General features: G+C 67.4%; 2 protein-coding genes. Both read left to right on the forward strand.

Features of this window, described 5'->3' with window-relative positions:
* Nucleotides 1–993, forward strand: a 993-nt coding sequence (locus tag M8859_RS36440; protein WP_249645661.1) for an AMP-binding protein, incomplete at its 5' end; no start/stop codon positions are given.
* A gap of 201 nt (nucleotides 994–1,194) precedes the next feature.
* A partial coding sequence (locus M8859_RS36445) for a non-ribosomal peptide synthetase (RefSeq protein WP_372492978.1) occupies nucleotides 1,195–11,029 on the forward strand: 9,835 nt, incomplete at its 3' end.

Consider the following 11,029-nt stretch of genomic DNA (forward strand, 5'->3'; position numbering starts at 1 on the left):
ACCATCCACACCCTCGGCCACCGACTCCACCGCATCCTCACCACCATCGCCACCAACCCCCACACCCCCATCGGCGACATCGACATCCTCGACCACACCGAACGAGAACGAATCACGGCCGCGGCCGAGCCGGTGAGCGTCGAACCGCTCACAGCGACCGCGGGCACGGCGCTGACCCAGGCGCTGGCAGCGGCGGTCGAGGACGACCCGGACGGCCCCGCGGTGGTCTCCGGTGAGAACGCCCTGTCCTACCAGGACCTCGACGCGCGCTCGTCGCGGTTGGCGCGGGTGCTCATCGCGCGGGGTTGCGGACCCGGCGCGGGCGTCGCGGTCCGGCTGGACCGCGGCCTCGAAGCCGTCATCGCCACCTGGGCCGTACTCAAAACCGGCGCAGCCCTGGTCCCGGTCGACGCACTCGACACGCCACTGCCGGACCACCTCGAAATCAAGATCGGCTTGACGGTCGGCGGTTCCCGCTCGATCGGTGCGGTCGATTGGCTGGCACTGGACGATGCCACCGTCGTCGCCGAGATCGCGGCCGAATCACCGCGACCGGTCACCTACGCGCACCGCACGCGCGCATTGCGCGGCAACGACCCGGCGTTCGTCGGCGCGCAGGCGTTCAGCTACGACGACCTGGCCACGGCGGCGGGACGGCTGCGTGCGCGCACCGAGCTGACCTTCGAGTCGCGCACCTTCCAGCACGGCAGCCCGCAGTCGGCGGCCGCGCTGGTCGAGGTGGTCGCCGCCGGGTCGGTGGGCGCGTCGGTGGTGCTGGTCGTCGACGCGGACGGCGCGCTGACCGAGTCGCTCGCCGACGAATGGGTAAGTCATCTGGTGACTGATCGGACCGGGCTGGACAGGCTCGACCCGACGGCGTTGGAGGATTTGCACGCTGTGGTGCTCGACAATGGTGTCGGCGCCGTGCCCGCGGGACCCTGGACGAATGTGGCCGCTATCGTCGAGTTCACCGAGCTGTTCGACAGCGAGTGAAGCGAATCACAGTCAGACGCAAGCCCCCAGCTGTGTGACTATGCACACAGCTGGTTGGTTTGCTGTATCAGGGCGTCCGCTGGAAATGTGTCAGGGACGTGTTCGAACAGGCAGGATGTGCACAGTTTTCATGTTTCGCTTGTCGGGGAATAGTCTGCCGGCCTCTGGGTGGGGAACCAGGAAACACGAAGCGGGGCTCGCGTGACGCGGCCCGCGCGGGTGCGGCCCACGCGCACCCGGCGACCCAGGGTCACCACGCTCCCGCAACTGATGGCAACCGCCGTCGAGGCGAATCCGACCGGCACCGCGGTTGTCTTCGCCGACGCGGTCGACTCACGCGGACACCTGACCTATGCGGAGCTGGATGAACGGTCCACGCGGTTGGCGCGTCTGCTGATCGATCGTGGGGTGGGTCCGGAGGATTTGGTCGCGGTGGGTGTGCCGCGGTCGATCGAGTCGGTGGTGGCGGTGTGGGCGGTGGCCAAGACCGGTGCGGGGTTCGTTCCGGTCGACCCGAACTATCCGGCCGATCGCGTCGAGCACATGGTGAAGGACTCCGGCGCCGTGCTCGGGCTCGCCGTCGCGCGCGTCGTGGCGGACTTGCCCAGCGAGATCGAATGGCTGGTCATCGATTCGGACACCTGCGCCCGGCAACTGGAGCACTACCCGACCGAACCGGTCACCTACGCGGATCGGCTGCGGCAGCTGCGCGCCGAGCATCCCGCCTATGTCATCTACACCTCCGGGTCGACGGGCATGCCGAAGGGTGTGGTGGTCACTCAGGCGGGGTTGGCGAGTTTCTGCGCTGAGCAGCGTGATCGGTATCGGGTGACGAGTGCGTCGCGGACGTTGCATTTCGCTTCGCCGTCGTTCGACGCCTCGGTGCTGGAGTTGTTGCTGGCGTTGGGCGGCGCGGCCACCATGGTCGTGGTCAAGCCGACGGTCTACGGCGGCGACGAGCTGGCGGCTCTGTTGCGCCGGGAAGCCGTCACCCACGCGTTCATCACCCCGGCCGCGCTCGCTTCGGTGAACCCCGAGGGTCTGGACGAGTTGCGCGTGGTGGTGGCCGGTGGGGAGGCGTGCCCGCCGGAATTGGTGCGGCGCTGGGTTCGTCCCATCGCAGACGGCCGGCGCGAGTTCTACAACGGGTACGGCCCGACCGAGACCACGATCATGACCAATATCAGCGCGCCGTTGGTGCCGGGGGAGCCGGTGACGATCGGGGCGCCGATCCAGGCGACCACCGAGTACGTGCTGGACGAGCGTTTGGTGCCGGTACCGATCGGCGTGGTCGGTGAGTTGTACATCGGCGGACCGCAACTGGCTCGCGGCTACCAGCTGCGTCCCGGCCTCACGGCCGTGCGTTTCGTACCGAATCCGTTCGACCCGAACCACTCTCGGCTCTATCGCACCGGTGACTTGGTGCGGTGGACGCCGAATGGTGAGTTGGAGTATCTGGGTCGCAACGATTTCCAGGTGAAGATTCGTGGGTTCCGGATCGAGCTGGGTGAGATCGATGCGGTGCTGGCCGCGCACGAGACGGTCGATTTCGCGGTCACCGTCGGCCACCAGCTCGACAGCGGCGCCACCATTCTCGCGTCCTATGTGCATGCGGCCGGCGGTCGCTCGATCGACACCGACGAGCTGATCGCGCATGCCGAGCGCAGCCTGCCGGTGCACATGGTGCCGACCTCGCTCACCGTGCTGGAGGAGATCCCGCTGACCCCGGTGGGCAAGCTGGATCGCCGTGCCCTGCCCGCGCCGCGGTTGCAGGTCAAGGAGTTCCGTGCCCCGTCGGGTCCGTTCGAGCAGTTGGTCGCGGGCGTTTTCGGCGACCTGCTCAGCGCGGGCGACGAGATCGGCGCGGACGACGATTTCTTCGAGCTGGGTGGCAATTCGCTGATCGCGACGCAGGTCGCGGCCCGGCTCGGAGCGTCGATCGGCGCGCGGGTGCCCGCGCGGACCGTGTTCGAAGCGCCGACGGTCGCGTTGCTGGCCGCCCGGCTGGCCGAATTCGACACCGGCGCGGCTCGTCCCGCGTTGGTGGCGCTGCAGCGTCCGGAGCGGGTGCCGTTGTCGTTGGCGCAGCGGCGGATGTGGTTTTTGAATCAGTTCGATACTGGTTCGGCGGCGAACAATATTCCGTTCGCGGTGCGGTTGTCGGGTGTGTTGGATGTGGCGGCGTTGCAGGCGGCGGTCGCGGATGTGGTGGAGCGTCATGAGACGTTGCGGACGGTGTATCCGGCGGTGGACGGGACCGGGTACCAGGTCGTCCTGCCTACCGTCCAGGCGATCCCGGATCTGACGCCGCACAGCCTGGCCGCCGGCGAGCTCCCGGACTGGCTGCGTATCTTCGCCTCCGCCGGTTTCGACGTCGCGGCCGAGGTGCCGCTGCGGCTTTCGCTCGCGCAGATCGGCTCCGACGACTACGTCCTCGCCGTCGTCGCGCATCACATCGCGGCCGACGGCACGTCGATAGCCCCGCTGGTGCGCGACCTGATGACCGCCTATGTAGCGCGCAGCTCGGGCACCGCGCCCGGTTGGGAGCCGCTTCCGGTGCAGTACGCGGACTACACGCTGTGGCAGCATGCCGTGCTCGGCGACGAGAACGACTCGCGCTCCGTGGCCGCGACACAGATCGCATTCTGGCGTGAGGCCCTCGCGGGCATTCCCGATCGGCTCGATCTTCCGACGGATCGGCCGCGTCCGGCCACGGCCTCCGGGCGCGGCGGCGTCTTCACCTTCAGCATCGACGCGACGACCCGCGCCCGGCTCGACGACCTCGCGCACGCCCGTGGCGCTTCGCTGTTCATGGTGGTGCACACTGCCTTCGCGGCGTTGCTCGCCCGGTTGTCCGGCTCCACCGACATCACCATCGGCACGCCGGTGGCAGGCCGCGGCGAAGCGGAACTCGATGATCTGGTCGGCATGTTCGTCAACACGCTGGTGCTGCGGACCGTGGTCGATCCGGCGGCCTCGTTCACCCAACTGCTGGAGGCGACCAAGGAACGCGACCTCGCGGCCTTCTCACATGCCGAGTTGCCGTTCGAGCGCTTGGTCGAGGTGCTGGACCCGGTGCGCTCGCAGGCGCATCATCCGCTGTTCCAGGTGGCGCTGTTCTTCCAGAACATGGATCAGGCGCAGCTCGAGCTGCCGGGCCTGTCGGTCGCCGCGGTGGAATTCGACGGCGCGGTGGCCAAATTCGACCTCCAGCTGACCATGACGCCGCAGGAGGGCCCGGACGCGGGCCTGGCAGGCATGTTCACCTATGCCACCGATCTGTTCGACGAGCGATCGGTGGCCGAGTTCGCGGCGCGCCTGAGCCGGTTGCTGCGCGCGATCGCCGCCGACCCCGATCGCGCGCTGGGCGGAATCGACCTGCTCAACGTGGTCGAGCGGGATCGCATCCTGCACGAGTGGAACGACACCCGCTACCCGGTCCGTCCCGAGTTGCTGCTGGACGGTTACCGCCGTGCCGTCGAGGCGCACCCGGAACGGGTCGCGCTGGTTCACGAGGGTGTCGAGCTGTCGTATCGGGCGTTCGATGCGCGGGTGAATCGTTTGGCGCGGTTGTTGATTTCGCAGGGTGTGGGTGCGGAGTCGTTGGTGGGTTTGGCGGTTCGGCGGTCGTTGGATCTTGTGGTGGGGATGTATGCGATCGTGGCGGCGGGTGGGGCGTATGTGCCGTTGGATCCGGATCATCCGGCCGAACGCATAGCGCACATCCTGGACACAGCTCGTCCCCTCTGCGTCGTAACGACCAGCGCGGACGCGACGGCTCTGCCCGGCGAGGTCCCGACCCTGGCCCTGGACACGCTGGAACTCGACGGGTTCGACGACGCCCCGGTGCGTGCCGAGGAGTTGGTGCGCCCGGTGCTGCCGGACCATCCGGCGTACGTGATCTTCACGTCGGGATCGACCGGCAGGCCGAAGGGCGTCGCGGTGGCCCACGCCGCGATCAACAACCAGATCGCGTGGATGCTCGCGGAGTACCCGCTGGGCCCGGACGACGTGTATTTGCAGAAGACGGCGACGACGTTCGATGTCTCGCTGTGGGGATACTTCATGCCGTTGCGGGCGGGGGCGAAACTGGTCGTCGCCACGCACGACGGCCATCGCGACCCTGCTTACGTCGCGGAGACCATTGCCGCGCAGGGCGTGACGGTAACGGATTTCGTGCCGTCCATGCTGACGGTCTTCGCCGCGCACACCGCACCCGGAAGCTGCCCGACGCTCGAGCACGTCTTCGTGATCGGCGAGGCGTTGCCGCCGGAGACCGTTGACGCTGTGCAGGCGGTGTCCGATGCCGCTGTGCACAACCTGTACGGCCCGACCGAGGCGGCCGTGTCGGTGACCTACTGGCCCGCGGCGGCGGGCGAGCGCACGGTGCCGATCGGCCTGCCGCAGTGGAACACTCGGGTCTACGTGCTCGACTCGTGGTTGCGGCCCGTCCCGGTGGGCGTTCCCGGGGAACTGTATCTCGCGGGTGATCAGCTGGCGCGCGGTTATGTGCGTCGTCCCGATCTCACCGCGGACCGCTTCGTGGCCAACCCGTTCGCGACCGGCGAGCGGATGTACCGGACCGGCGACCTCGTCGTGTGGCGTAAAGACGCGGATGACGCGGTGCTCGACTATCTCGGCCGGACCGACTTCCAGGTGAAGTTTCGTGGTCAGCGGATCGAGCTGGGTGAGATCGAGACGGCGCTGCTGGCTCAACCGTCCGTGAGCCAGGCCGTGGCTCTCGTCGCGCCGTCCGCGCTGGGCGACCAGCTCGTCGCCTACGTCGTGCCCACACCGGGCGACCGGATCGACCCGGTGGCATTGCGGTCCGCGATCGGCGACACCTTGCCCGCGTACATGGTTCCGGCCGCGATCGTCGCGCTGGATGAGTTCCCGTTGAACTCCAGTGGCAAGCTGGATCGTAAGGCGCTGCCGGAGCCCACCTTCGAGGCCAAGCATTTTCGTGCGCCCGTGACCGCGATCGAGGAGATCGTGGCCGGGGTGTTCGGCGAAGTACTCGAATTGGGGCGGGTCGGCGCGGACGACGATTTCTTCGCGCTCGGCGGAAACTCGCTGGTCGCCACCCAGGTCGTGGCGCGGGTCGGTGCGGCGGTCGGTGCGCGGGTACCGGTGCGGACACTGTTCGAGTCGCCGACCGTCGCGGCGTTGGCGGCGGCGATCGAGTCACGCACGCATGGTGAGCGCGGTGTGGAGTTGGGCAGCATCGCCCGACCCGACCAGTTGCCGTTGTCGCTGGCGCAGCGGCGGATGTGGTTCCTCAACCGCTTCGACCAGACCGACGACGCGGGGGAGCAGATCGGTTCGGCGGCCTATAACCTGCCGTTCGCGTTGCGGTTGACCGGCGAACTGGACGTGGCCGCGCTTGGGGCGGCGCTGCACGATGTCGTCGCGCGGCACGAGGTGCTGCGCACGGTCTATCCGGAGACGCCGGACGGTCCGGTGCAGGTGGTGTTGCCCGCCGCGCAGGTCTCGGTGGATCTGGATCCGCGGGTGCTGGCCGAGTCCGATGTGGCGAGCAGCGTGTACGCGTTGGCGGCGACGCCGTTCGACGTGACGACCGAGGTCCCGCTGCGGGCCGTGCTCCTTCAGGTCGATGGAGCGCCCGAGACGTATGTGCTCGCGGTGGTGGTGCATCACATCGCGGCGGACGCGTCGTCGATGCGGCCGCTGGTGCGCGATGTGATGATCGCCTACGCGGCCCGTACCTCGGGCGACGCTCCGGGATGGTCGCCGCTGCGGGTGCAGTATGCGGATTACGCGTTGTGGCAGCGTGCGGTACTGGGGGAGGAGTCCGATCCGGAATCGCTCGCCGCACGGCAGATCGCGTTCTGGCGCGCCGAGCTGGCCGACCTGCCCGACCTGCTGGAATTGCCGACCGACCGGCCGCGCCCCGCGGTGGCGTCGCTAGCGGGTGCGCGCGTGGACATCGAGATCGATGCGGCGACTCACGCGGGTCTCGTGGACTTGGCGCGTGCGCACGGCGCGACGCTGTTCATGGTCGTGCACACGGCTTTCGCGGTTTTGCTCGCTCGCTTGTCCGGCACCGCGGATATCGCCATCGGAACGCCGGTCGCGGGTCGTGGTGAGCGTGAGCTCGACGATCTGATCGGCATGTTCGTCAACACCCTGGTGTTCCGGACGCGATTCGAGCCGGATGAGTCGTTCGTCGGCCTGCTGGGTAAGCAGCGTGAGTCGGATCTCGCCGCGTTCGCGCATGCGGATGTGCCGTTCGAGCGGTTGGTGGAGGTGTTGAATCCGCCGCGGTCGACGGCGCGTCATCCGTTGTTCCAGGTGGGGTTGTCGTTTCAGAATGTCGGGCGTGCGGTGTTGGAGTTGCCGGGTTTGTCGGTGGCTGGTGTGGATGCGGATTTGGATGTGTCGCAGTTCGAGCTGCATTTGATTGTTGGTGATGGGTATGAGGAGTCGGGTGCGGCTGCGGGTATTGGTGGGTTTTTGACGTATGCGACGGATTTGTTCGATCGGGCGACGGTGGAGGGTTTCGCGGCGCGGCTCTCGCGGATCCTCGCGGCTGTGGTCGCGGATGCGAACGTCGCGGTCGGCGATATCGACATCCTCGCCGCTGCGGAGCGGCACGATGTGCTGGAGCGCTGGAACGCCACCGATCAGCGCGTCGACGAGAACGCGACATTGGTCTCGCTGCTCGACGCCAGCGTCGCGGCCGGACCGCGCTCTACGGCGCTTGTCGCCGAAGCGATCGACGGCGACCGGGTCGAGCTGAGCTATGCCGAACTCGATGTTCGGGTGAATCGTCTTGCGCGGCATTTGGTTTCGTTGGGTGTGGGTCCGGAGTCGCGGGTGGCGTTGGCGTTGCGTCGTTCGGTGGATTTGGTTGTGGCGATGTATGCGGTGGCGAAGTCCGGTGGTGTGTATGTGCCGGTGGATCCGGATCAGGCTGCCGAGCGTACGAGTTACATTCTGGAGACGGCGGCTCCGGTGTGTGTGTTGTCGAATGCGGAGGCGGAGTTCGAGACCGATGTCGCGCCGGTGGTGCGGATCGATGAGCTGGATTTGTCCGAGGTGGACGCTTCCACGGTGAGGGATGCTGATCGGGTGGGGTCGTTGCGTCCGGAGAACACGGCGTATGTGATCTTCACCTCCGGTTCGACGGGTCGTCCGAAGGGTGTGGCTGTTTCGCATGGTGCGATCGCGAACCAGTTGCAGTGGAAGAACGTCGAATTCGGCCTGGACGCCGCTGATGCGATCTTGTTGAAGACGGCGGCGACGTTCGACTTGTCGGTGTGGGAGTTCTGGTCGGCGGCGGTGTGTGGTGGCCGTTTGGTGATCGCTTCACCGGATGGTCATCGGGATCCGGCGTATTTGAACGAGTTGATGGCGCGTGAGTGGGTCACCACGTTGCATGTGGTGCCGTCGATGCTGGATGCGTTGCTGAGCGCTGGTTTGCCGGATTCGTTGTGGCGGGTGTTGGCGATCGGTGAGGCGTTGCCGGGTTCGGTGGCGCAGCGGTTCCTGCGGGAGAACCCGCGTACTGAGTTGTTCAACTTGTATGGTCCGACCGAGGCGGCGGTGTCGATCACCAGTCATCGGGTGACCCGTGCTGATGAGGTGTCGGTGTCGATCGGTGCGCCGGAGTGGAACAGTCAGGTGTATGTCCTGGATGCGCGTTTGCGGCCGGTGCCGGTGGGTGTGTCGGGTGAGTTGTATTTGGCGGGTGCGCAGTTGGCGCGTGGGTATTTCGGTCGGGCGGATTTGTCGGCGGATCGGTTTGTGGCGAATCCGTTCCAGGCTGGAGCGCGGATGTATCGCACGGGTGATCTGGTTGCGTGGAACGGTAGTGGTGAGCTCGAGTATCGGGGTCGTACGGATTTCCAGGTGAAGATTCGTGGTTTCCGTATCGAGTTGGGTGAGATCGAAGCTGCACTGTTGGCGCTGCCCGAAATTGCGCAGGCGGTGGTGATCGCGAAGTCGGATCCGAAGACCGGTGACCGTTTGGTGGCGTATCTGGTGGCTGCCGATGCCGATGCCGATGCCGATGGCGGTGCCGGTGTGGATGTGGGGCGGGTGAGGTCGGAACTGTCGGCGGGTTTGCCGTCGTACATGGTGCCGTCGGTGTTCGTGGTTTTGGATGCTTTGCCGTTGAATGTGAACGGCAAGTTGGATCGTAAGGCGTTGCCGGAGCCGGAGTTCGAGGTTCAAGCGTTCCGTGCGGCCTCGACGCCGATCGAGGAGATCGTGGCGCGGGTGTTCGGCGAGGTGCTGGGTGTCGAGCGTGTCGGTGCGGATGATGATTTCTTCGCTTTGGGTGGTAACTCGTTGTTGGCGACGCAGGTCGCGGCGCGTATCGGCGCGGCGCTGGATGCGCGTGTTCCGGTGCGGGTGCTGTTCGAGGCCTCGACTGTGGCTGGATTGGCGGCGAAGGTCGAGCAGCACGCGGGTGCTGGTGGCCGTCGCGAGCTGGTCGCTGGCCCGCGTCCGGAGCGGATTCCGTTGTCGCTGGCCCAGCAGCGCATGTGGTTCCTCAACCAATTCGATCCGGCGTCGTCGGTCTACAACATCCCGGCCGCCATCCGCCTCACCGGCGACCTGGACGTCGCCGCGCTGCAACAGGCGGTCGCCGACTTGGTGGCGCGGCACGAGATCCTGCGCACGATCTACCCGCAGACGCCGGACGGCCCGATACAGCGGGTGCTCACGACGGACGAGGTATCGATCGGCCTCGCACCCACCCGAGTCGACGCGGCCGACCTGGTCGCGGCGGTGACCGCGGTTGTCACCGCGGGATTCGAGGTCACCACCGAGGTCCCGTTCCGGGTCGCACTGTTCGAGGTCGCGTCCGCGAGCGCCGAGGACCCCACCGAGCATGTGCTGGCGTTCGTCGCCCACCACATCAGCTCCGACGGCTGGTCGCTCGGACCGCTCACCCGGGATCTGGTCATGGCCTACGAAGCGCGTAGCAGAGGTGTGGCCCCGGCCATGGCCCCGCTGCCGGTCCAGTACGCCGATTACAGCCTCTGGCAGCGTGAGGTCCTCGGTTCCGAGACCGATCCGAAGAGCCTGATCTCGCAGCAGGCCGAGTACTGGCGCGACACGCTCGCCGCTCTGCCGGAGGAACTGCCGCTGCCGACCGATCGGCCCCGTCCCGCGCAGGCTTCCTATCGCGGAGCCACCTACGCCTTCGACATCGACGCCCAGCTGCACGCCGCGCTCGAACGCACCGCCCAGCAACATAATTCGACACTGTTCATGGTGGTGCACGCCGCGCTCGCGGTGCTGCTGGCCCGGCTGTCGGGCACCTCGGACATCGCCATCGGCACTCCGGTGGCGGGCCGGGGCGAGGCCGAGCTCGACGACCTGATCGGCATGTTCGTCAACACCCTGGTGCTGCGCACCGAGGTCGAGCCGGGTACGCCGTTCGACGCGTTGCTCGCCGAGGTGCGCAGCACCGACGTCGCGGCGTTCGGCCACGCCGACCTGCCTTTCGAGCGGCTGGTCGAATTGCTCGACCCGGTCCGCTCGGCGGCGCGGCATCCGCTGTTCCAGGTGATGCTGGTGCTGCAGAACCTCGCGCAGGCGACGCTGGAGCTGCCCGGCCTCACGGTGTCCGGGATCGATCCGCAGGTGTCGCCCGCGAAGTTCGACCTGCAGATCACCCTCGCCGAGCAGCCCGGCGCACAGGGCCTTTCGGTAGTGATCGGCTACGCGACCGACCTGTTCGACGAATCGACCGTGCGCGACTTCGCGAGCCGGTTCCGCCGTGTCCTCGCGGCCGTCACGGACGACGCCACCACTGTGGTTGGCGACATCGATGTCCTCGCGCCCGGGGAGCGCGATCAAGTCCTCAGCGCATGGAATGAGCCGGGGGCCTGGGTTCCCGGAGCGACATTGCCGGATGTGATCGCCCAGCAGGCGTGGTCACACCCGGATGCGGTCGCGATCCGTTTCGGGGACACCTTCTTGACCTTTGGTGAGTTGCAGCGGCGGGCGAATCGGGTGGCGCGGGCGTTGATCGCCCGTGGTGCGGGTCCGGAGTCGGTGG

It is taken from the genome of Nocardia sputi, from assembly GCF_023501985.1.